The sequence below is a fragment of the Ruegeria sp. BHSA162 genome, assembly GCF_059613385.1.
The window spans coordinates 1-23406 of record NZ_JBXWSK010000056.1 but is presented as its reverse complement, the minus strand read 5'-3'; the positions used below and the strand labels follow the sequence as shown (position 1 = coordinate 23406).

The 23406-nt window shown below is 60.3% G+C and carries 23 protein-coding genes; 12 read left to right on the top strand and 11 right to left on the bottom strand.

Annotated features, from left to right (window positions below; genetic code table 11):
- From AC2FM5_RS14390 to AC2FM5_RS14370, 5 genes are all read left to right on the top strand, one after another.
- Positions 1 to 1404 (top strand): FAD-binding protein (locus AC2FM5_RS14390; protein WP_496736387.1); only part of this gene is annotated, 1404 nt, incomplete at its 5' end.
- 153 nt (positions 1405 to 1557) lie between these two features.
- On the top strand, positions 1558 to 3117 hold the full coding sequence (locus AC2FM5_RS14385) for a sulfotransferase (protein WP_496736385.1): 1560 nt from the start codon (positions 1558 to 1560) through the stop codon (positions 3115 to 3117).
- The gene (locus tag AC2FM5_RS14380; protein ID WP_170343321.1) at positions 3105 to 3884 is read left to right on the top strand and encodes a succinate dehydrogenase iron-sulfur subunit; all 780 of its coding nucleotides are present in this window, start codon (positions 3105 to 3107) and stop codon (positions 3882 to 3884) included. The genes AC2FM5_RS14385 and AC2FM5_RS14380 overlap by 13 nt, the downstream gene beginning before the upstream one ends.
- A 136-nt stretch (positions 3885 to 4020) precedes the next feature.
- Positions 4021 to 4161: a hypothetical protein gene (locus AC2FM5_RS14375; RefSeq protein ID WP_170343320.1), complete on the top strand. Its 141-nt coding sequence runs from the start codon at positions 4021 to 4023 to the stop codon at positions 4159 to 4161.
- A gap of 315 nt (positions 4162 to 4476) precedes the next feature.
- Entirely contained in the window at positions 4477 to 5322 is an 846-nt protein-coding gene (locus tag AC2FM5_RS14370; RefSeq protein ID WP_496736382.1) for an urea carboxylase-associated family protein, read from the top strand.
- Positions 5323 to 5351: 29 nt separating this feature from the next.
- Here the strand turns inward: AC2FM5_RS14370 and deoD are convergent, their stop codons facing one another.
- The 3 genes from deoD to AC2FM5_RS14355 form a co-directional block, all read right to left on the bottom strand.
- A complete protein-coding gene (gene deoD / locus AC2FM5_RS14365) occupies positions 5352 to 6062 on the bottom strand; it encodes a purine-nucleoside phosphorylase (protein WP_496736380.1) in 711 nt (236 codons plus the stop codon).
- 17 nt (positions 6063 to 6079) lie between these two features.
- Positions 6080 to 6397, bottom strand: coding sequence for an H-NS histone family protein (locus tag AC2FM5_RS14360; RefSeq protein ID WP_170342178.1), 318 nt, complete (start codon positions 6395 to 6397; stop codon positions 6080 to 6082).
- Positions 6398 to 6511: 114 nt separating this feature from the next.
- Positions 6512 to 8479 (bottom strand): protein meaA, encoded by a 1968-nt coding sequence (locus AC2FM5_RS14355; protein WP_496736378.1) that lies wholly within the window; start codon positions 8477 to 8479, stop codon positions 6512 to 6514.
- Between the two features lie 146 nt (positions 8480 to 8625).
- Between AC2FM5_RS14355 and AC2FM5_RS14350 the strand changes: the two genes are divergently transcribed.
- From AC2FM5_RS14350 to AC2FM5_RS14320, 7 genes are all read left to right on the top strand, one after another.
- A complete protein-coding gene (locus AC2FM5_RS14350) occupies positions 8626 to 10011 on the top strand; it encodes a 1-acyl-sn-glycerol-3-phosphate acyltransferase (protein ID WP_496736376.1) in 1386 nt (461 codons plus the stop codon).
- A 112-nt stretch (positions 10012 to 10123) separates the two neighbouring features.
- Entirely contained in the window at positions 10124 to 11410 is a 1287-nt protein-coding gene (gene ccrA, locus AC2FM5_RS14345) for a crotonyl-CoA carboxylase/reductase (protein WP_496736374.1), read from the top strand.
- A 202-nt stretch (positions 11411 to 11612) separates the two neighbouring features.
- The gene (locus AC2FM5_RS14340; RefSeq protein ID WP_170445099.1) at positions 11613 to 11834 is read left to right on the top strand and encodes a hypothetical protein; all 222 of its coding nucleotides are present in this window, start codon (positions 11613 to 11615) and stop codon (positions 11832 to 11834) included.
- Complete coding sequence (locus tag AC2FM5_RS14335; RefSeq protein ID WP_170360151.1) at positions 11773 to 12492, top strand: helix-turn-helix transcriptional regulator; 720 nt, start codon at positions 11773 to 11775, stop codon at positions 12490 to 12492. Before AC2FM5_RS14340 ends, AC2FM5_RS14335 begins: the two co-directional genes overlap by 62 nt.
- Positions 12493 to 12574: 82 nt before the next feature.
- Positions 12575 to 13213 (top strand): acyl-homoserine-lactone synthase, encoded by a 639-nt coding sequence (locus tag AC2FM5_RS14330; protein ID WP_170360153.1) that lies wholly within the window; start codon positions 12575 to 12577, stop codon positions 13211 to 13213.
- A 51-nt stretch (positions 13214 to 13264) separates the two neighbouring features.
- Positions 13265 to 14797 (top strand): ATP-dependent DNA helicase, encoded by a 1533-nt coding sequence (locus tag AC2FM5_RS14325; RefSeq protein ID WP_170365364.1) that lies wholly within the window; start codon positions 13265 to 13267, stop codon positions 14795 to 14797.
- Positions 14794 to 15522, top strand: a complete 729-nt coding sequence (locus AC2FM5_RS14320; RefSeq protein WP_496736371.1) for an SDR family oxidoreductase — start codon at positions 14794 to 14796, stop codon at positions 15520 to 15522. The genes AC2FM5_RS14325 and AC2FM5_RS14320 overlap by 4 nt, the downstream gene beginning before the upstream one ends.
- A gap of 3 nt (positions 15523 to 15525) precedes the next feature.
- Here AC2FM5_RS14320 and AC2FM5_RS14315 read toward each other — a convergent pair whose 3' ends face one another.
- The 8 genes from AC2FM5_RS14315 to AC2FM5_RS14280 all read right to left on the bottom strand — a co-directional run.
- Complete coding sequence (locus tag AC2FM5_RS14315; protein WP_174822853.1) at positions 15526 to 16305, bottom strand: TIGR02186 family protein; 780 nt, start codon at positions 16303 to 16305, stop codon at positions 15526 to 15528.
- Positions 16292 to 17212 carry a sulfite exporter TauE/SafE family protein gene (locus tag AC2FM5_RS14310; protein ID WP_496736370.1) on the bottom strand — a complete coding sequence of 307 codons (921 nt, stop codon included), beginning with the start codon at positions 17210 to 17212 and terminating at the stop codon, positions 16292 to 16294. Before AC2FM5_RS14310 ends, AC2FM5_RS14315 begins: the two co-directional genes overlap by 14 nt.
- Positions 17213 to 17333: 121 nt before the next feature.
- Positions 17334 to 18257: a sulfite exporter TauE/SafE family protein gene (locus tag AC2FM5_RS14305; RefSeq protein ID WP_170452267.1), complete on the bottom strand. Its 924-nt coding sequence runs from the start codon at positions 18255 to 18257 to the stop codon at positions 17334 to 17336.
- Between the two features lie 90 nt (positions 18258 to 18347).
- On the bottom strand, positions 18348 to 19316 hold the full coding sequence (locus tag AC2FM5_RS14300) for an ABC transporter permease (protein ID WP_170367643.1): 969 nt from the start codon (positions 19314 to 19316) through the stop codon (positions 18348 to 18350).
- Positions 19316 to 20410: an ABC transporter permease gene (locus AC2FM5_RS14295; protein ID WP_170365357.1), complete on the bottom strand. Its 1095-nt coding sequence runs from the start codon at positions 20408 to 20410 to the stop codon at positions 19316 to 19318. Before AC2FM5_RS14295 ends, AC2FM5_RS14300 begins: the two co-directional genes overlap by 1 nt.
- Before the next feature lies 1 nt (position 20411).
- A complete protein-coding gene (locus AC2FM5_RS14290) occupies positions 20412 to 21941 on the bottom strand; it encodes an ABC transporter ATP-binding protein (RefSeq protein ID WP_170391888.1) in 1530 nt (509 codons plus the stop codon).
- Positions 21942 to 22053: 112 nt separating this feature from the next.
- Entirely contained in the window at positions 22054 to 23052 is a 999-nt protein-coding gene (locus AC2FM5_RS14285) for a BMP family lipoprotein (RefSeq protein WP_093963454.1), read from the bottom strand.
- A 159-nt stretch (positions 23053 to 23211) separates the two neighbouring features.
- Positions 23212 to 23406 (bottom strand): GNAT family N-acetyltransferase (locus tag AC2FM5_RS14280; RefSeq protein ID WP_496736367.1); only part of this gene is annotated, 195 nt, incomplete at its 5' end.

Sequence of the window (23406 nt, the reverse complement as noted above, 5' to 3'; positions counted from 1 at the left end):
GTTCAGCGCACCTGTGCTGCTGCCGACCGGACCGGTCACGCGATTCTGCACACATTGTACGGGCAGTCACTGAAGAACAACGCGGAATTCTACATCGAATATTTCGCCATTGACCTGATCATGTCCGAAGACGGCCAGTGCCAAGGCGTTGTCTGCTGGAAGCTGGACGACGGCACCATGCATGTCTTCAACGCCAAGATGGTGGTTCTGGCCACGGGCGGTTACGGCCGCGCCTATTTCAGCGCGACCTCGGCCCACACCTGCACCGGCGACGGCGGCGGCATGGTGGCCCGTGCCGGCCTGGCCTTGCAGGACATGGAATTCGTGCAGTTTCACCCGACCGGCATCTACGGCTCGGGCTGCCTGATCACCGAAGGCGCCCGCGGCGAAGGCGGATATCTGACCAACTCGGAAGGTGAACGGTTCATGGAGCGCTACGCGCCCCAATACAAGGACCTCGCACCGCGCGACTATGTCTCGCGTTCGATGACCATGGAAATCCGCGAAGGGCGCGGCGTCGGTCCCGAAGGCGACCATATTCACCTGAACCTGAGCCATCTTCCGGCCGAAGCCCTGCACGAGCGTTTGCCGGGCATCTCGGAAAGCGCAAAGATTTTCGCCGGCGTGGATGTCACTAAGGAGCCGATCCCGGTTCTTCCGACCGTGCACTACAACATGGGCGGTATTCCGACCAACTATTGGGGCGAGGTGTTGAACCCGACCGCCGACGATCCGAACGCCGTCGTGCCCGGCCTCATGGCCGTCGGCGAAGCCGGTTGCGCGTCGGTTCACGGAGCGAACCGGTTGGGGTCGAACTCGTTGATCGACCTCGTGGTCTTTGGCCGCGCGGCGGCGATCCGGGCAGGCAAGGTCGTCGACCCCGAAACGCCCAACCCGGTCCTGAACCAGGCCTCGGTCGACAAGGCGTTTGATCGGTTCGATGCGGTGCGCAATGCCAGCGGTGCAATCCCGACGGCCGATCTGCGGCTTGAGATGCAGAAAACCATGCAGGCGGATGCTGCGGTGTTCCGGACGGCCAAGACCCTGGCCGAAGGGGTCGAGAAGATGACTGCAATCGCGGCCAAGATGGAGGACATCAAGGTCACGGATCGCAGCCTGATCTGGAACAGCGACTTGATGGAGACGCTGGAACTGACCAACCTGATGCCCAACGCGCTTGCCACAATCGTCGGCGCCGAAGCGCGGAAGGAATCCCGCGGCGCTCATGCACACGAAGACTTCACCGAGCGCGATGACGAAAACTGGCGTGTTCACACCGTGTCCCGGGTTGACGGGAACAGGGTCGAACTCAGCTATCGCCCGGTCATCGTCGATCCGCTGAGCACCGAGGCTGAAGGCGGTATCAGCCTTGAAAAGATCGCGCCCAAGGCGCGCACCTTCTAAGGAGCGTCGAACCCAGTCCCGTTGAAACCGAAGAGCTGACATGCCTGCCAACTTGACCCGGAAAGACAAAAAACGTGGTGCTTTGAAGCACCCGTTTGTCTGCGTGGCCACAGACCTGCGCCGAGTTGTTGGTGCAGGCATCACCGTCGGGGAATGGTGATGGGCGGGCGGGCCACAAAGGTTTTCGGGATCGGTCTTCCAAAGACGGCCACCACGTCTTTGGAGATCGGTTTCGAAACATTGGGCTACCGAAAGATGGGCTACTCACTCGATGCTCTGCACGAGTATTTGAGCAACGGCTATTCTCAACGGATCAGGGAGATGATCGCCAGTCATGATGCCTTTGCGGACTGGCCTTGGTCGCTGATGTATGTCGATCTGTTCCAGGACTTCGGGCGAGACGCCAAGTACATCTTGACCCGTCGGAGCTCGGCTGAGGTTTGGGTAAACTCGATGAAGCGCCACTCGGTTACGACACAGACAGCCGAGATCAGGCAAAGCGTATATGGTGTGAAATGCCCGCATGGCTATGAGGCACATCTGATCTCGCAATACGAGCATCACAATCGCAGCGTGATCGCCTTTTTTGAGCAGCAGGACGCTTTGGATTGTCTGCTCGATCTTCGCATCGGGTCCGACAATGATTGGCGGGACTTTACCGCGTTTCTTGAGCACCGGCCTTCTGATGGCGGGTTTCAGCACAGCAACCGCAGCGAAAACCGAGAGCCGGAACCGCATACAGTCTTTCACAATCTAAACCTGATCAACCAGGCACAGCGTGGGTTGGAAAAGCCCGAACTGACCTTGGACGAGGCCTTGTTGAATGTTCCGGCGCCGGCGCGCCGAAATTCTTATCAGGGGCAGGCAATCCGCATGCACGCGAAAACCGCGCTGGATGCCGATCAGATCAGCAAACGCCGCCAGAGACGGATCGCGCGCGCGGATCGTTACAGTCCGCTGTTGCGGACTCTGATCGTGCCGTCCCAAGAAGCGCATCTTGACGCGCTGCGCGCTGCGATTTCCCCTTACGTAGGTTTCTCGGTCAACGCGATTAAGTCCTACGGGCTGTATGGAACAACGGCAACGCGCGATTGGAAGGCCGTCGAAGCCGACATGCTGGAGGCGGTTTTGCAGGAGGTTGTTCAAGGCCGGCTGCTGCCGAACATCCTCATACCCCAGCGCCATTCCGAGTTCTGTCTTCTGCAACGTGTTCTCTTCGATTGCGAACAGCTGCCCGAAACCACGGAAAAGCCACCGAACGGGATCTGTTTGCATGTTTTCCGAGGCCAGATCGGGTTCGCCGTGCATCCTGGACAGGATGGAGTTCCGCTGGCCATCTATGATCATCAATTGCGCCCGGTACAGGGCTTTGACAGTCATTTCCCTGAGGGCATCGCAATGCGCGACGTCGACCGAGAAGCAATTTGCAGGTCAGCAGCGAATGCTGCGGGCGACGCAGAATATGCCCAGGTTCTCTATTGCTCGGCCGTGCGTGCAGATGCCGTCGATCAATTCCAGCGCCTTCCGTCAACGGCGAGCTATATGGCATTTGAGCATGCAGTCGACGTGAAGCTGGGCAGCATGTGGCCAGAAGACAGCCTTTTGCGCAAAGGGCTGGACAGTGTTACCGATTGGAAAATCGGTGCGCCTGGCATTCCAAAAGACAATCTTCAGCGCGCAGCCAAAACAGAGGTAGTCTCATGGTCCAACTGACCCTCCCTACGAATTCCCGGATTACGACGGGCAAGACTTGGCCGAAACCGGAAGGCGCGAGCAACGTGCGTAAGTTCCAGATCTACCGCTGGAATCCGGATGACGGGCAGAACCCTCGGGTCGACACCTATTTCGTCGACATGGACGATTGCGGGCCGATGGTTCTGGATGCGCTGATCTACATCAAGAACAAGGTCGACCCGACCCTGACCTTCCGCCGGTCGTGCCGCGAGGGGATCTGCGGTTCTTGCGCGATGAACATCGACGGGATCAACACGTTGGCCTGCATCTACGGCATGGACGAGATCAAGGGCGACGTGAAGATCTACCCGCTGCCGCACATGCCGGTGGTCAAGGACCTGATCCCGGATCTGACACATTTCTATGCGCAGCACGCTTCGATCATGCCGTGGCTGGAGACCAAGACCAACCGCCCTGCAAAAGAATGGAAGCAGTCGATCGAAGACCGAAAAAAACTGGATGGTCTGTACGAATGCGTCATGTGCGCCAGCTGCTCGACCTCGTGCCCCAGCTATTGGTGGAATGGCGACCGGTACCTTGGTCCCGCTGCGCTGCTGCATGCCTATCGCTGGATTATCGACAGCCGCGACGAGGCCACCGGCGAGCGTCTGGATCAGCTTGAGGATCCGTTCAAGCTGTATCGGTGCCATACGATCATGAACTGCGCAAAGACCTGCCCCAAGGGTCTGAACCCGGCCAAGGCGATTGCCGAGATCAAGAAGATGATGGTCGAACGCGCAGTTTGACGGATGACGACCAACGTGCTTGCCGCGTTGCGGCAAGTGCATGGCCCACATGCGAAATCATTGGATGTGGGCCGCCCCGGCCAAGACTATGTTCGGTATCGGGGAGGAGTGACGGATTGGAAACAGGATCACTCCGATGAAGAACGAATCCAAAAAAACAGACGCAGCCAAAGCCTTGGAGTATCTTGAGCAAGCCTGGGCCTACTACGAGCCCGAGCCGGTCAAGCCTGCAAAAGATGCAGAGCCTGAGCTGTTTGAATACGCCAACGCGGCCTGAGTTTTCCAAGCCAAGTCTTGAGTCCCGGCGCATATTGGGCGAAGCAGGGGAATGCCTGTTCTTCTGCTTCTGCTCGGCGCCGGCGTGTTCGCCTATTTCGTCTGGCGTTCACGCACGTCTTCTTTGACCCGGGACTGCCGGTGGCGGCAGCACAGGCAAGCCGGCACGTGGAGTTGTGCGTATTGCGGGGCGGTTTCCGTCTCCGAGACGCAGCCCACGCGATGCGAACGGAAATAAGCCTCTTTACCTGAGGGAAACGGGTTTTCCCAAAGGTCATTCTGGGTCAATCTGCGCAAAACAGCGGAAAGATGCAGAATGCCAAATCCTCCTTCGGATGCCGCCACCCGCCGCGGGATCGCTCCGGTCATTTGCTACCCAAATGACACCCTGCCCAGCGTTGACCTTGACCTGCTGCTGGACGCCCGAAAGAGCGCGCGAAAGACAGCCGAAGTTCTGGTGCCGCCACGTGATGCCCGTTGCTTTGAGGTGCCGGCCGAACACTTCTTTCGGATCACCTCAGTCGAAGGCCCGCAGGTCGGCGACCTGAACCTGTGGAACCTGCACGACCTGAACGAACGTTTCTATTCGGGCAAGACGCGTGCATTGCATGGCACCCATGTCACGACCGGCGAGCGGCTATGGTCCAGCTTTCCCTATCTGCGCCCGATGGCCACGATCGTTGCGGACACCTTGGACTGGTACGGAATCGATCAATATGGCGGGTCGGTGCATGACGTGATCGGAACGCGTTGCGATCCCTATACCGGAAACTTGCTGTCGGGCACTCAATACCATCATTGCTGCCACTCCAACCTGACCCGGGCGCTGGCTGACCATACTGGTCTGGAAATTCCGGTAGCCGAGCGTTTGGTGCACGACGTGTTGAACGTATTCATGTGCACTGGCTTTACCCGCGATACGGGGCAGTATTTCATGAAGGCTTCACCGGTTCGACCGGGTGACTACTTGGAGTTCTTCGCGGAAATCGACCTTCTGGGAGACCTCAGCGCCTGTCCGGGTGGGGATTGCTCGTCCGAGCACTCGTCGGATACCGCCGCCTGTCACCCGCTGTTGGTCGAGGTTTTCGCACCTGCCGAAGGCACGCTGAGCGGATGGCAAAGTCCAGCGCCCAATGGCTATGACCGTACGCATGGGCGCTGAGGCCCGGGGGTGACCCGGGCCGGTTTGTGTCAGGCGTTCGGGAAGGCGGCCTGCAGCGCAATTTCCACCATGTCACCAAAGCTGCTCTGGCGCTCGGACGAGGGCAGGGCCTCGCCGGTCAGAAGGTGATCGGACACGGTCAGAACCGCCAAGGCCCGGCATTTGTGCCGCGCGGCCAGGATATACAACTCGGCTGCCTCCATTTCGACACCCAGGATTCCGTGACGCACCATCTGTTCGTTCAGGTCGGGGCGTTCGTCATAGAAAACGTCAGACGAGTAGATGCCGCCGATATGGGTTGCCGTGCCCTTGGCCTCGGCTGCTTTGGCGGCAGCCTGCAGCAGGCCCCAATCTGCACAAGGCGCAAAGTTGAGCTCTTTCATGATGCCCCGGGACGGGGTGCTGAGCGTCGTTGACGTCATGGCCAGGATAACATCCCGGACCTTCACGTTTTCCTGCATACCGCCGCAAGACCCAATGCGGATCAGGGTTTTTGCACCGTAGTCCCGGATCAGTTCATTTACGTAAATGGACAGCGACGGCATTCCCATTCCGCTGCCCTGAATGGTGACCGGGTTTCCTTTCCATTCGCCGGTGAAACCCAGCATCCCGCGGACATCGTTGATTTGCCGCACATTGCTCAGAAAAGTTTCGGCGGCCCATTTCGCACGATACGGATCACCCGGCAAAAGCACGATCTCGGCGATTTCGCCTTTTTCGGCGCCAATGTGAATTGTCATTTTGATACTTTTCCCGTTCAGATTTCCAGATCGGAAATATCTGCCCCGGCTTTCAGCGCTTCGTGGACCCATTTCGGTTTTCGCCCACGCCCCGTCCAGGTTTGCGCCGGATCGGCCGGATTGCGATATTTTGCTTTGGCTTTCGATCCCTTGCCGGACCGCGTGGGCTGAGACGCCAAGTCGGACAAGGAAAACCCGTAAGCGGCAGCTGCTTTTTCAGCGGCCATCAATGCTTCCTGACGCTCTCTGGCCTCAGCGTTTTCCAGCGCCTTGTCGACCTGATCGCGCAATTCAAGCAATTCCTTACGCGACAGCTTGTCCAGATTTATGCCCATTGTCGTTCTCCGTACCCACCTGATTCATTTTTTACTCATCAGGCAACGTTACGGAGAATCCCAATCAATGGCCATTCTTTAAACGAAATGGGCAATGGAATTAATTTTGGGCGATTATTCCGCGGCCAGCGTTTTTGGATCGGCCAGCAAAACGATATCCCCCATTATGGCATTCAGCTCGAAATTCTTGGGCGTATAGACCTTGGCAACACCCATTGATCTGAGACGATCCGCGTCTTCGTCGGGAATGATGCCCCCGACGACAACGGGAACATCACCCAAGCCAGCTTCGCGCAGGCGGGTCATGACGTCCTGTACCAACGGCAGGTGGCTACCGGACAGGATCGACAGGCCGATCACATGAGCTTGCTGCTCGATGGCCGACTTCACGATTTCCTCGGGGGTTAGGCGGATGCCGTCATAAGTAATGTCCATGCCGCAGTCGCGGGCGCGGAACGCGATCTGTTCGGCGCCGTTGGAATGGCCGTCCAGCCCCGGCTTGCCGACCAGGAATTTCAGACGACGCCCCAGGCGGTCGCTGACCGCATCCACCGCCGCGCGCAGATCGTCCAGACCCTCGGTCTTGTTCGAGACCGACCCCGAAACGCCCGTCGGACCGCGATAGGTGCCAAAGACGCGGCGCATCTCTTCTGCCCATTCGCCGGTGGTGACACCGGCCTTGGCCGCGGAGATCGACGGCTCCATGATGTTGGCGCCCGATTGCGCGGCGGCGCGCAGATCGGCCAGAGCCGCGGCCACGGCGGCCTCGTCGCGGGCGGCACGCCAGTCGTTCAGGCGCGCGATCTGTTCCTGTTCGACCGCCGGATCGACGACCATGATCCCGCCATCCTCGGTCTGCAGGGGCGAGGGTTCGCCCTCGGTCCAGCGGTTCACGCCGACGACGATGGTTTCATTGCGCTCGATCCGGTTGAGACGCTCGGCGTTGGAATCCACCAGCCGCGATTTCATGTAGTCGATCGCCGCAACCGCACCACCCATCGAGTCCAGATTGGCCAGTTCGGCCCGGGCGCCCTGCTTCAGTTCCTCGACCTTGGCGTCGACCACCGGGTTGCCATCGAACAGGTCGTCGTATTCCAGCAGGTCGGTCTCATAAGCCAGGATCTGCTGCATCCGCATCGACCATTGCTGGTCCCAGGGGCGCGGCAGGCCCAAGGCCTCATTCCACGCTGGCAGTTGCACCGCCCGGGCGCGCGCCTTTTTCGACAGGGTCACGGCCAGCATTTCGATCAGGATGCGATAGACGTTGTTCTCGGGCTGCTGCTCGGTCAGGCCCAGAGAGTTGACCTGAACACCATAGCGGAATCGGCGGAACTTGGGGTTTTCCACGCCATAGCGCTGTTGCAGGATTTCATCCCAAAGATCGACGAAAGCCCGCATTTTGCACATTTCGGTGACAAACCGGATGCCCGCATTCACGAAAAACGAGATGCGGCCGCACAGCGCCGGAAAGTCCTCGGCCGGAACGCGGGGGCGCAGCTCGTCCAGTACCGCGATGGCGGTGGCCAGCGCATAGGCCAGCTCCTGCTCGGGCGTCGCGCCGGCCTCTTGCAGGTGGTAGGAACACACGTTCATCGGGTTCCATTTCGGTACGTTCGAATAACAATACTCGGCCACGTCCGCGATCATCTTCAGTGAAGGTTTGGGCGGGCAGACATAGGTGCCGCGGCTCAGGTATTCCTTGATCAGGTCGTTCTGCACCGTGCCCTGCAGCTTGGACACATCGGCGCCCTGTTCCTCGGCCACCGCGATATACAGCGCCAGCAGCCAGGGGGCCGTGGCGTTGATCGTCATCGAGGTGTTCATCTGCTCCAGCGGGATCTGGTCGAACAGCACCCGCATGTCGCCCAGGTGGCAGACGGGCACCCCGACCTTGCCGACCTCGCCCCGGGCCAGGGTGTGATCGCTGTCATATCCGGTCTGCGTCGGCAGATCGAAGGCCACTGACAGACCGGTCTGCCCTTTGGCCAGGTTGGACCGGTACAGCGCGTTCGAGGCTTTGGCCGTGGAATGACCGGCATAGGTTCGGATGAGCCAGGGGCGGTCTTTCTGCGTCTGCGTCATGGTCAGAGCCTCATGCGTCGATGGGTAACAATATTTCTCTCATGGGTTCTAAAGCGCAATTTTCAGCACATGTCAATTCGCTGCGTTGCGGCATGTCAGGCGTGCTGCCGATTGTGACAGCGGCGGTTTGATGGCACTGTGCGGGCATGACGCAGACCGTTGAGTTACCGATTTGGCTGTTTGTTCTGATCGTGGTGTTTGCCGCGGTCACTTTTGCTTCGCATTTCCTGTTCCCGTCGGTGCGCTGGTTCTTTCGCCGTCGGCTTGAACGGGCTGTTGAACGGTTGAACCAGCGCCTGCAACGGCCGATCCAGCCGTTCAAACTGGCCGAGCGTCATGACATGATCCAACGCCTGATCTATGACCCGCAGGTTGGTCAGGCTGTTCAGCACCACGCCGAAGAACATGGAATCCCCGAAGCGGTCGCGTTCGAGCAGGCCCGGCGCTACGCCCGGGAAATCGTCCCGTCGTTTTCGGCCTTCATGTACTTCAGCTTTGCCATTCGGTTGGCTCGATGGTTGAGCAACGCGTTCTACAATGTCCGCCTCAGCCACGAGGACGAGGCCGCATTGAAGCAGATCGATCCCAAAGCAACCGTGGTCTTTGTGATGAATCACCGGAGCAACATGGATTATGTTCTGGTGACCTATTTGGCCGCGCAACAGTCGGCGCTGTCCTATGCGGTGGGCGAGTGGGCACGGGTCTGGCCGCTCAGCCGGTTGATCCGCGCGATGGGGGCCTATTTCATCCGGCGCAAGTCCGGCAGCGAACTCTACCGGCAGGTTCTGGCCAGCTATGTGCGCCTGGCCACCAATGCCGGTGTGACGCAGGCGATGTTCCCCGAGGGCGGTCTGAGCCTCACCGGGTCTTTGGGACGACCCAAACTGGGACTGCTGAAATACATCATCGACGGCACCAGTCCCGATGGTCGCGACGTCGTGTTCGTGCCGGTTGCGCTGAACTATGACCGGGTGCTGGAGGATACGATTCTGACCGCCGCCGCCTTGGGCAGCGAACGGCGTTTCCGCGCGCGGATCGGCGTGATCACAAGGTGGAGCCTGAAACAGATATGGCGCCGTATCATCGGGCGTTACAAACGGTTCGGTCTTGCCTCGGTCCGATACGGCCTGCCCATTTCGCTGCAGGAGTTTCGCGAACAAGCCGGCCCGGACCTGATGACGGATCTGGCTCGAGAGTTGATGCGCCGGATTGGCCGGGCGATTCCTTTGGTCCCAGCGCCCGCCGCGTGCTGGCTCGTTCGCGAAAACGGCACCATCTCCGAGTCTGACGTTCAGTCACGGATCGTCGAGCTGATGCGGCGCGAGGGCGCCACGGACGAAGACCTGAAGGCCATCCCGCCAGCGATCGAACAACTGGTCGAACGGCGAATACTGAGCAGAAACAACGGTATGCTGTCGCCATCGGTCGAGCGGCTGGATCTGATGCAGTATTATGCCGCCTCAGCGCCCATCAGCGAAGACCCGGATGGTTCTGCGGCTGCAAAAGAAATTTCTGCGGCCGCTGGGTCATAAAATTTCAATAATGATCCGAAATGGGTTGCAAAATTACTCATGGGCCAATATTCCAGCCTATGAAGCGCGCGATTCTGCGTCGCGGCGAACATGTTTGACAGAGGAGGCCACAATGGCTTTGGACACCGACGGCGGCATCGCGTCCTACGAGGCACCGGAAAAAGACCTCTATGAGATGGGTGAAATCCCTCCGATGGGATATGTGCCCAAACAGATGTATGCGTGGGCCATCCGTAGAGAGCGCCACGGCGAGCCCGACACTGCGATGCAGTTGGAGGTGGTCGATGTGCCCAAGCTGGACAGCCACGAAGTGCTGGTTCTGGTGATGGCGGCGGGCGTCAACTACAACGGTGTTTGGGCCTCGCTCGGCAAACCGATCAGCCCCTTTGATGGCCACAAGGCCCCGTATCACATCGCGGGCTCGGATGCGTCGGGCATCGTCTGGGCGGTGGGCGACAAGGTGAAACGCTGGAAGGTCGGCGACGAGGTCGTGATCCACTGCAACCAGGACGACGGCGACGATGAAGAGTGCAACGGCGGCGATCCGATGTATTCGCCCAGCCAGCGCATCTGGGGCTATGAAACGCCCGATGGGTCATTTGCGCAATTCACCAACGTGCAGGCGCAACAGCTGATGCCGCGCCCCAAGCACCTGACCTGGGAAGAAAGTGCCTGCTATACGCTTACGCTGGCCACTGCCTATCGGATGCTGTTCGGACACGAGCCGCATGATCTGAAGCCGGGCCAGAACGTTCTGGTCTGGGGCGCGTCGGGGGGTCTGGGCTCCTATGCGATCCAGCTGATCAATACAGCCGGAGCCAACGCGATCGGCGTGATCTCGGACGAAAGCAAGCGCGACTTCGTCATGGGGTTGGGCGCCAAGGGCGTCATCAACCGCAAGGACTTCAACTGCTGGGGCCAGTTGCCCACGGTCAACACGCCTGAATATGCCGAGTGGTTCAAGGAAGCCCGCAAGTTCGGTAAGGCGATCTGGGACATCACGGGCAAGGGCGTGAACGTCGACATGGTGTTCGAACACCCCGGCGAGAGCACCTTCCCGGTCTCGACCTTTGTCGTCAAAAAAGGCGGCATGGTCGTGATCTGCGCCGGGACCACCGGCTACAACCTGACCTTTGATGTTCGGTACATGTGGATGCACCAGAAGCGTCTGCAGGGTTCGCATTTCGCGCATCTCAAGCAGGCGTCCGCTGCAAACCGGCTGATGCTGGAGCGGCGTCTCGATCCCTGCATGTCCGAAGTGTTCACTTGGAAAGAACTGCCCGAGGCGCACATGAAAATGATGCGGAACGAGCACAAGCCGGGCAACATGTCTGTCTTGGTTCAGGCCCCGCGTACGGGCATGCGGACCTTGGAAGAGGTTCTGGACGCCCACGGTTGATCACCGCGCTTTGAAAGCAAGCGCCCGCGAATCGTTCAGACGGTTCGCGGGCGTTTTGCGTTCAGAAGATGGGATATTGTTTTTCAATGCCATGCAAATTCGGGACCCGCTGTTTTTGGGGAGTAGAAAGCAGTGAATAGGCAAGAAAACAGCGTACATGTTATGGTTGTGTTAACCCTTCGTTAACTGTTTCGGAGAGACCATGATGGCGCGAAATGAGTGGATACTGGACGTATTGTCGGACCTCAACGCCTTCGCCGTTGCGAATGGGTTGACCGCGCTGGCCGAGCAGCTTGACGACACCAGGCTGATCGCCGCGGCCGAAATTGCGTCCCTGAACGATGAGGCAAAAGCGCCGTCGAATGGGAACACAGTTCGATTTGAGCCAGGTCCTGGAGGATTTGGAAAACACCAGCACGCTTGACGAGCTGGGTGCGGTTGCTGTCCGCATCAGGGACAAACTGAAGGTCGATCACATCGTCTATCACTGGGTCGATGGCGCCGGCGATCAATATGGCTACACCACCTATCCGGATGCCTGGGCCGACCGATACCGTGAACGCAACTATCACCGAATAGATCCCGTAATCCTGGGCTGCTTCCAGCGGTTTCATCCGGTCAATTGGAAATCTCTGAACTGGTCCGGCAAGGTCGCAAAAGCCTTTCTGCAGGATGCTTTGGATCATGGTGTCGGCAATCAGGGCTATTCGATCCCAATTCGTGGGCCGAATGGCCAGTTCGCGCTTTTTACGGTCAATCACAGTTGCAGCGACGAGGCTTGGGGTGCCTTCATCGTGACCTACAGCCGCGAGTTGATACTGCTCGCCCACTACTTCAACCGCAAAGCTTTGGATTTCGAGCAGGACCGCAGACCTGAATCCGCGCGCGGCCTCTCTCCGCGCGAGATCGACGCGATGACGCTGCTGGCCTTGGGCTACAACCGGGCGCAGGTCGCGCACTCCCTGTCTATTTCCGAGCACACATTGCGTGTCTATATCGAAAGCGCCCGGTCCAAGCTGGGTGCTCTGAATACAACCCATGCCATCGCCACTGCCCTCAGCAGAGGATTAATAGTGGTTTAAGGCCCGCGCGAGGGCCACACGGTAAATTAACCACGACTTTGTACCCCCTTCGTTCCAGTACTGGACGACAAGGGGAAAAGTCATGCTGCGTTATGTTTACGCTGACGAGCTTCATAAATTTCCAAAATTGGCCGAGGGGATGTTTCGCGACCGCGCAGATCAATTCAAAACCCGCCTCGGATGGGATGTTCATGTCAATTCCAAAGGAGAGGAACGGGATCAGTATGATGATCTTAACCCGCTGTATGTCATCTGGGAAGAGCCAGACGGCAGTCACGGCGGATCGATGCGGGTATTGCCCACGACTGGCCCCGTCATGGTAAATGAGGTGTTCGGGCATCTGACCGGCGGCAGCCCAATCCGCAGCCCGCTGATCTGGGAAGTGACGCGGTTCTGCCTGTCCCGCACCGCTCATCCACACACGGCCGGGGCAATCATGCTGAGCGGGGGGGAGATCATGGAAGGCTTCGGTCTGACCCACATCGCCGGGGTCTTTGATGCAAGGATGATCCGTATCTATCGGCTAATCGGTTCCTCGCCGGTGGTCTTGGGCTCGGAGGGGGCGGGCCGTGACCAGATTTCGGTCGGTCTTTGGCCCTATTCCGCTGACGATTGCAACCGCGTGGCCGAGCGGGCGGGCATCCCGCGCGAGCTGTCGCGATTGTGGTTCAAGACGGCGTTCGGGTCCGCCGCGCGGCATCGGTTCGCACTGTCTGCCTGACGTTGAATTCCGCATCTGGCGCAGGTTGGCGCGGCCCTGTAGGGTCGCGCCATGTCTCTGCCCAAGGTTACTTTTTCCGAAGATCAGGCCGCCGCGTTCGACAGCATAGCCCAGATGCTGAAAACCGCAGGCGTGGACCTGGAAGATGATGCGCTGCTCAAACTGCCCGGCCAGGGCGAATCGGGGGTCATGGCGGTGATCGGCAAGGCCGGATCGGGCAAGACCCTGCTGTTGGCCGAACTCTTCAAGGCACTGGCCGAGACCGGAGTTCAGATCGTCTCGGGCGACTATGAAAGCCGCAAATCGAAGGACAAGCGCAGCCTTGCCATTTTGGCCCCGACCAACAAGGCCGCCAGCGTGTTGCGGTTGCGCGGTGTTCCGGCCACCACCATTCACCGCATTCTGTACACGCCGGTCTATGATCCGGAATACGAACGGATCGCCGAGTGGCTGGCGGGCAACGACGACCGCCCCGAGATCGAAGGCCTGACCGACGAGGCGCTGGACCGCGCGGCCGCGTTTTATGCCAACAACAAGTCCATCCCCGGCGCTCTGGCCGCCGCCGGCCTGCGCGGGTCGGATTTTATCACCGGCTGGAAACGGCGCGACGAGCCGTTGGATATCGGGTTCGTCGATGAGGCCTCGATGCTGGACGACCGCCAGTTCGAGGATCTCAAGGAGATCTTTCCCACCTTGCTGCTGTTCGGCGATCCGGCGCAGTTGGCACCGGTGAACCAGTCCGGGTCGATGGTGTTCGATGCTTTGCCCGAACCGCGCAAGCTGATCCTGCACCGGGTGCACCGGCAAGAGGCCGACAACCCCATTCTGGATCTGGCCCATGCGCTGGCCGATCCGGCCATGGGGTTCGAGGATTTCGAACGCCTTGTCGAGCAGACCGCCCGCACGGATGACCGCGTGGTCTGGGGCCAGCGGGTCGAGGTCGATCTAATGGCACGAAGCCCGGTTCTGGTCTGGCGGAATGCGACGCGTATCCGGCTGATCCAGGCCTTCCGTCAGGTGCATGGTGCGCCCGAGACCGAATTGTTGGAAGGCGAACCGCTGATCTGCGACGGGATCGAGCTGCCGCTGAAGCACCGCAAGAAGCGGCTCGACCTCGAGGCGCGCGGGCTGATCAAGGGCGCGCAGGTGATCTATCTGGGGCCGGGGCGCAAGCCTGGGTTCTCGCGGCTGCATGTCATGGGGGCCGAAGACCCGCAGGTCAGCGCCGCCTCGATCGTGCAGATCGAAAAACCGGACGAAGAAGAGCCCTTCATCCCCTTTGCCGCGCGCATGGGGGCCACGTTTCTGCATGGGGCCGCCGTGACGATCCACAAGGCGCAGGGCTCGCAGTGGGACACGGTGCAGGTCTTTGCCCCTGACCTTTATGCCGCCGCCCGCATGGGTCGGACCGAGGCCGGGCAACCCCTGTGGAAACGGCTGGCCTATGTGGCCATCACCCGGGCGCAAGAGCGGCTGATCTGGGTGGTGCGCAACCGGCTGTCCAAGCCAAGCCACCCGCTGCGGGTTGACGACCTGCGCGCGGTCCCGGCCGCTAAACTTACGCTGGAGGCGGAGGAGACGTGAAGACGATCATTGTAACCGGGGCAAGTTCGGGCATCGGGCGAGCCACCGCCGAGCTGTTTCTGGATCAGGGCTGGAAGGTCGGCCTGTTGGCACGCAGTGTGGACAAGCTGAGCCAGTTTGCCGCGACGCGCGAAAACGCCATTCCACTGGTGGCCGACGTGACCGACCCTCAAGCGGTGTCGGCGGCGTTCGATGAATTTCAGGCGCTGGCTGGACGGTTGGATGTTCTGTTCAACAACGCGGGGATCTTTGCCCCTGCCGGGACGATCGACGAGATCGCGCTGGACGACTGGTGTCAGAGCGTCAACGTGAACCTGAACGGGATGTTTCTGTGTGCCCGCGCGGCCTTTGGCTTGATGCGCAGGCAGGTGCCCCAGGGGGGCCGCATCATCAACAACGGCTCGATCGCGGCGCATGTACCGCGCCCGAATTCGGTTCACTACACCGCCACAAAACACGCGATTACCGGGCTGACACGAAGCCTGTCGCTTGACGGCCGCGCTCATGGGATCGCCTGTGGGCAGATCGACATCGGAAATGCCAGAACCCAGATGGTGCAGAACCTGGTCGATACGGCGGTTGCTGAAGGGCGAGAGCCTGATCCGACGATGGAGGTCGAAGACGCCGCGCGCTCGGTCCTGCACATGGCCAGCCTGCCGCCCGAAGCCAACGTTCAGTTCATGACCGTGATGGCAACGACGATGCCGTATATCGGGCGCGGGTAGCGGTCAGTTTTCGCGCAACAGTCGGAAAGCCGTCGAAGCGCCCCAGCCTGCGGCGATGGCAATGACGAGGGACATCAACCCGTACCAGACCGGCTGTTGACGCGACATGTTGTAGAGAAACCGCTCGAGCCCGACTTTCCGAACGTCGATAACCGTCTCGAACTGCGAAATGACTTCGCCGTTCCGCATCAGGAAGATGCGGGTCAGGTAGTCGCCTTCGGTCAAGTCGGCCGGCATCTCGATGGAGGTGCGGAATAGCGTTTGCTCATCCACGGCAACCGTGTTCTCCCGGATCGAGTACAGGCCCTCATCCTCGCGGATCCTGACGACGGCCCGGGCGAAATCCTGAGCCTCCCGAATATGCATGGCTGCCCCGACGGACCGGATCGCGCGCCGGATCGAGATGCGATAGCGCAGATCTTCGGTGTCGGTGATGATGTCCGTGAACGGTGCGCTTGTGGCGACTGCGTAGAAGCTGGGTGCGGAATCGACCAGAACGCTGTCGGTATTCACCCAGATGCCGAATTTCTTTTCCTTGCGCCGCACCATGACCGGCTCGGACGGGCCTGCGACTGCCACGATCACCTCCAGCGGAGGGCCGGGCGGGATCGGCGCTTCGCGCTTGACGGCGCCAAAGATCAGAATCTCGGATCCGTCGAAATCGGCGGTGATGGCCACGCGATCCTGGCTGAGGCCAAGAACGACCTGCTCATCCGCGGCATGGACGGGGAGGGTCAGGAACACAAGGGCGATGAACCAGCGCAACACGTCAATGCCCCCCATCGGTGCCAAGCGAGTACAGCTCGGCCGGTTGCAACAACAGATCCAGGGCCAGCTTTCCGCAAACCGCCAAGACAAGAGCGGCTAGCAGGACGCGCAGCTGCTCGGCCGGGATGCGTGCCCCCAGCACGGTCCCGATCTGAGCCCCGATCACCCCGCCAACCAACAGTAGGACAGCCAGCACGATATCGACCGTAAAGTTGGTCGTGGCGTGCAGCATGGTGGTGAAGCCAGTGACGAAAATAATCTGGAAAAGGGATGTCCCCACAACCACTTTGGTTGGCATTCCCAGCAGATAGATCATGGCGGGCACCATGATGAACCCGCCGCCCACACCCATGATCGCCGACAACACGCCGACGAACAGCCCGACAAGCACCGGCGGAATGACCGAGATATACAGCCCCGAGGTCCGGAACCGCATCTTGAACGGCAGGGCGTGGATCCACCCCCTCTGGCGCCGTTTGACAGGGACCCCACCGGCCTTGCGGTACCTGCGCAGCGCATTGAGGCTTTCAAAGAACATCAGCCCGCCAATGACGCCCAGAAAGACGACATAGCAGAGCTTGACCAGCAGATCGACCTGACCCAGGCTTTTGAGATAGTTGAAGAAGACAACGCCCACGGCGGCGCCGATCAGACCACCCACAAGAAGGACCGTGCCCATCTTAAGGTCGACCGTCTTTCTTCGGAAATGCGCCAGCACTCCCGAGAATGACGAGGCAACGATCTGGTTCGCCTCGGTTGCCACGGCAACGGCGGGTGGGATGCCGATAAAGAACAGCAGCGGGGTCATCAAAAAGCCGCCACCGACACCGAACATGCCGGACAGGATTCCCACCAAGCCGCCGAGGCCAAGCAGCAGAAAGGCGTTTACGGAAACTTCGGCGATAGGCAGGTAGATATGCATGTGGTCTAGCCGATCCGTACTGCGGTGGACTGGTAAAAACGATCAAAGGCGGGCGCGTTGCGTTGGGCGAAGAAACGGACTGGTGGGTACATGGCGGTTTCGAAGGATAAACTGGTCACGATCAAACCCCCGCCAATTCAGAAAGCGAATAGAATTCTGTCGGAGCCACGATCAGTTCCAGCCCGACTTTTCCGGCCACGATCATGACCAGTACCGCCAGCAAAACCCGCAGCTGCTCAGCCTTCAGCCGGGCGCCGACCATGCTGCCGAACTGGGCCCCAACGACACCTCCGATCAACAGGAACAAGGCCAGCACGATGTCCACGCTGAAGTTGGTCGAAGCGTGGATCATCGTCGTAAACCCGGCCACGAAAATGATCTGAAACAGCGAGGTTCCGATCACCACCTTTGTCGGCATTCCCAGAATATAGATCATTGCCGGAACCATGATGAACCCGCCGCCAACGCCCATGATGGCCGACAGGATTCCGACGCCAAAGCCGACCAGGATGGGTGGAATGACCGAGATGTACAGGTTTGACTCGCGGAACCGCATTTTGAACGGCAGTGCATGAACCCAGGTGCGTTGGCGGCGTGCGGTCGGTGCGGTGCCGCCCGCTGCCCGTGACCGGCGAATTGCACGCAGGCTCTCAATGAACATCAAGGTGCCGATGAGGCCTAGAAACACGACGTAACACAGCTGGACCGCCAGATCGACCTGCCCCAATTGCTTGAGATAGTTGAAGACGAGCATTCCCAGCGTCGCGCCCAGCAGGCCGCCGCCCAGCAGAACCGATCCCATCTTCAGGTCTACGGTCCTGCGCTTGAGATGTGCCATCAGCCCGGAAAACGAGGATGCCACCACCTGGTTGGCCGATGTCGCCACGGCGACTGCAGGTGGAATGCCAATCAGAAACAGCAGTGGCGTGATCAGAAAGCCGCCTCCCACTCCGAACATGCCGGACAGAACGCCCACGGAAACACCAATCGCCAGCAGGACAAACGGGCTAACGGATACTTCGGCTATGGGAAGGTAGACGTGCATACCCTCTTAGAGCGCTTGCGGCATGCAAAATCAACTCTGCATGCCGCTTTGCAGCAAACAGGACTGAAAAGCAGTCCTGAACTGGCCTTATCAACGCTCTTTCACATAAGGCTCGCCACCGGCCCTTGGCGGGACCGCTTTGCCGACGAAACCTGCCAGGATCACCACGGTCAGGATATAGGGCAGCGCGTCCATGACCTGAACGGGGATTATGATGCCGCCCAGGTCGATATTCTGGAACCGCAGAGCGACAGCCTGCAGCAGCCCGAACAGTAAACACGCCCACATGGCGTGCCATGGCCGCCACTTGGCAAAGATCAGTGCGGCCAGTGCGATGAAGCCCCGGCCGGCCGTCATGTCTTTGACGAACCCTGCCTGCAACGCAGTAGCCAAATAGGCCCCGGCGATGCCACACAGCACGCCACAGATGGCGACGGCTGCGTAGCGAAGCCCCACCACCGAGACGCCCGCAGTGTCCACTGCCGCCGGGTTTTCACCCACGGCGCGCAGGCGCAGGCCAAAGCGGGTGCGGAACAGCACCCACCAGGTGGCGGGCACCATCAGGAACGCCACGTAGACAAGAATCGAGTGGCCTGAGAGCAGTTCGGCGTAGATGGGACCGATGATCGGCACACCGCTCAAAGCTTCTGCGAAGGGGAAGTTGATCGGTTCGAACCGGCCACCCCCGAACAACGACGGAGTGCGGCCGCCTTGCTGGAACCAGTCCTGGGCCACCAGCACGGTCAAGCCGGCAGCCAGGAAGTTGATGGCGACACCGGAAATCAGCTGGTTGCCCCGGAACGTGATCGAAGCAAGCCCGTGTAGGCCAGACAGCACCAAGGACGATGCGATGCCGGCCAGCAGGCCCAGCCATACCGACCCGGTGACGGCGGCAACGGCGGCCGAGAAGAATGCGGCCATCAGCATCTTGCCTTCCAGGCCGATGTCGAAAATGCCAGCGCGTTCCGAATACAAGCCGGCCAGACAGGCCAGAAGCAGCGGCGTGGCCAGGCGAATGGTCGAGTCCAGAACCTGGACGATCGTCAGGAACAACTCCATCAGTTCGCCTCCTTTCGCAGAGCCAGGAACAGCTTTTCAAGCGGCATGCGGACCATGTTGTCCAGCGCTCCGGTGAACAGGATCACCAGCGCCTGGATCACCACGATCAGCTCGCGCGGGATCGACGTCCACAGGGCCAGTTCCGCGCCCCCCTGATAGAGGAAACCAAACAGGATGGCCGCCAAGAACACGCCGAACGGGTGCGAGCGGCCCATCAGGGCCACCGCGATGCCGATAAAACCCGCGCCCTCGGTCGAGTTAAGAACCAGCCGCTCGGCCTCACCCATGACGTTGTTGATAGCCATCAGGCCCGCCAAAGCGCCCGAGATCAGCATCGCCACGATGGTGATACGCACAGGCGAGATACCGGCATAGACCGCACCGGTTTCCGAATGCCCATAGGCCCGGATTTCATAGCCCAGGCGGGTGCGCCAGATCAGCGCCCAGACGACGATGCAGGCGATGACCGCGATGATCAGCGAGATGTTGGCCGGAGCCGCCTTGGAGAAGGTGATCCCGATCGGGGCCAGCATCTCGTGCAGGGTGGGCAGATGTACCGCCTCGGCAAAGCGGGCGGTGGCCGGGTCTTGCGAGCCGGCCGGTCGCATCACGTTGACCAGCATGTAGTTCAGCAGCGCCGCGGCGATGAAGTTGAACATGATCGTGGTGATCACGATATGGCTGCCGCGCTTGGCCTGAAGATAGGCCGGTATCGCCGCCCAGGCCGCGCCGAACAGCATGCCGGCGGCCATCGCAGCCAGCAGAGCGATGCTCCAATGCGGCCAAGGCACATAGAGGCACACCATGGCAACGCCCAGTCCGCCCAACATGGCCTGACCTTCGCCGCCGATGTTGAACAGACGGGCGTGGAAGGCCACCGCGACCGCCAAACCGGTGAACATGAAGTTGGTGGCATAATACAGGGTGTAGCCCCAGCCATAGGTCGACCCCAGCGCGCCGGTGACCATCAGGTTCACCGCCTCGACCGGGTTTTCGCCAATCGCCAGAATGACCAGTGTCGACAGGATTGCGGCCAGGATCAGACTGATGAGCGGGATCAGAATGACGTCGGCCCATTTGGGCATCTTATCCATGTTACGCGGCCTCCCCCGCAACACCGGCCATCAACAGGCCCAGTTCTTTTTCATCCGTTTCATGGGGCAGACGCTCGCCCATGATATGTCCGTCGAACATCACTGCAATCCGGTCGGATAGAGAGAAGATCTCTTCCAACTCGACCGAGACCAGCAGGATCGCCTTGCCCTGATCGCGCAGGGCGACGATCTGCTTGTGAATGAATTCGATCGCGCCGATGTCCACGCCGCGGGTCGGCTGGCCAACCAACAGCAATTCGGGGTTCCGCTCGATTTCGCGCGCCACGACGATCTTCTGCTGGTTCCCGCCCGAGAAATTCTTGGCCGACAGCCAGCCATTCGGCGGACGCACGTCGAATTTCTCGATCTTGCGTTCTGTGTCGGCACGCAGGGCGGCGTTGTTCATGAAAATCCCGCGCTGATAGGCGGGGTCTCGGTGATAGCCGAAGGCCACGTTTTCCCAGGCGTGGAAGTCCATGATCAGACCTTCGCGTTGCCGGTCTTCGGGCACATGGGCGATGCCTTGGGCGCGCCGCGCCTGACCGTCGGCCTCGGGTCCGCTGAGCGCCAGAGGCGTACCATTAAGTTTGATCACGCCTGATCCTGAGCGCATGCCGCCCAATACTTCGAGCAGCTCGGACTGCCCGTTGCCGGCGACGCCCGCGATGCCCACGATCTCGCCCGCGCGGACGGTCAGGTCGATACCTTTGACGCGCTCGACGCCCGCCGAATCCGTCACCCGCAGGTTCTCGATTTCAAGGATGGGCTTGCCGGGTTTGGCCGGCACCTTGTCGACGCGCAGCAGAACCTTGCGCCCGACCATCAGCTCGGCCAACTCCTCGGGGTTGGTCTCGGCGGTCTTGACCGTGGCAGTCATCTGGCCGCGGCGCATCACCGACACGGTGTCGGTGGCTTCCATGATCTCGCGCAGCTTGTGGGTGATCAGGATGATGGTCTTGCCCTCGGCGCGCAGCCGGTCGAGGATGCGGAACAGCTGGTCGGCCTCGGCCGGGGTCAGCACCCCGGTGGGTTCGTCCAGAATCAGGATTTCCGCCTTCCGGTACAGCGCCTTGAGGATTTCGACCCGCTGCTGCATGCCCACGCCGATCTCGTCGATGCGCTTGTCGGGGTCCACGAACAGCTCGTATTCTTCCTCGAGCTCTTTCAGCTCTTTCCGAGCCTTGGCCAGCGAGGGGGCCAGCAGCCCGCCATCTTCGGCGCCCAGAACGATGTTTTCCAGAACGGTGAAATTCTCGACCAGCTTGAAATGCTGAAAGACCATGCCGATACCCGCGGCGATCGCGGCCTGGCTATCGGGGATGTCGGTCTTTTTGCCGTTGATCCAGATTTCACCTTTGTCGGCCTTGTAGAAGCCGTACAGAATGCTCATCAGCGTGGATTTGCCCGCACCGTTTTCACCGATGATCCCGTGGATCGTGCCGGGGGCGACGCTGATCGAGATGTCCTTGTTCGCTTGAACTGGCCCAAAGGCTTTGGAAATCCCTTTGAGCTCGATGGCGGGGACTGTCATGTCTTGTCCTCGATTGCCGTAGAAGCTGCGCTGATTTCGCGATCATTCTGTCGTGGCGAAACAGCGGCATGAGTGGATGCGGGACGGGAGGTCTCCCCCGCCCCGCGCGATATCAGAACTGCAGTGCCGGGCAGCTGTCGTTCTCGTAGTAGCTGACGACGGTGACATTGCCGTCGATGATGTCGCGGCGCGCCTTTTCGACGGCGGCCTTCATCTCGTCGCTCACCAGCGAGGCGTTGTTTTCATCCATGGCAACGCCGACACCGTCCTGTGCCAGACCCATGGTGAACTTGCCGGTTTCGACATCTTCGCCTGCTTTCATGGCGTCATAAACGGCCACGTCCACGCGCTTGAGCATCGAGGTCAGAACCTTGCCCGGGTGCAGGTGGTTCTGGTTGCTGTCCACGCCGATCGACAGGATGCCTTCGTCGGCCGCGGTCTGCAGAACACCGACGCCGGTACCGCCTGCGGCAGCGTAGATCACGTCAGCGCCTTGGCTGATCTGAGCTTTGGTCAGCTCCGAACCCTTCACCGGGTCGTTCCAAGCGGCCGGGGTGGTGCCGGTCATGTTGGCTACGACGTTGATGTCAGGGTTCACGGCCTTCGCGCCCTGGGCGTAGCCGCAGCCAAAGTGCCGGATCAGCGGAATGTCCATGCCACCGATGAATCCGACCGTACCCGACTTGGATGCCATCGCGGCCATCATGCCGACCAGGTACGAACCTTCATGCTCGGCGAACGAGACCTGGCGGATGTTAGGCGCGTCCAGCCAGCTGACGTCGACGGCAACGAACTTGGTGTCGGGATAGTCAGGTGCGACGGCGGCCAGCGGATCAGCCATGGCAAAGCCCATGGTGATGATCGGGTTTGCACCGGCTTCAGCGAAGCGACGCAGGGCTTGTTCGCGCTGCGCTTCCGACTGCAGCTCGATTTCGCGATAGGATTTGCCGGTCTGGTCGGCCCAGCGCTTGGCGCCGTTATGGGCTGCTTCGTTGAACGATTTGTCGAACTTGCCGCCCAGATCGAAGATGATCGCCGGTTCGGCCAGCGCCGCACCTGCGGTCAGTGCAAACGCGGCGGCCGCGCCCATCAAGGATTTCATCAGGGTCATCATATACTCCCGTTGTTTTTTATGGCTTCGGGGCAGGGGCTTTTGCCCAGCCCCGCTCAGAGCGAGCAGAACTGCTGTGATAGCGGCAATTAAGGCCGTCTGAAACAGCCATGGTCAACCGCTTTTTGACCATTTGGTCTCAGAAATGCCCGGCTTTCGTCAGGGTAGCGCGCGCTCCATCAAGATTGCATCTACTTTGTCAGCCTTGCCGCGCCGGTAATATCCCGGCCGAAGACCGCAGCGCGCATAGCCGCAACTTTGGTAGAGTGCAATGGCGGCCGCGTTGTCCGATGCCACCTCAAGAAACGCCCGGCGCGCACCCAGATCGTGAGCCTTGTCATGCCAAGCCTGCAT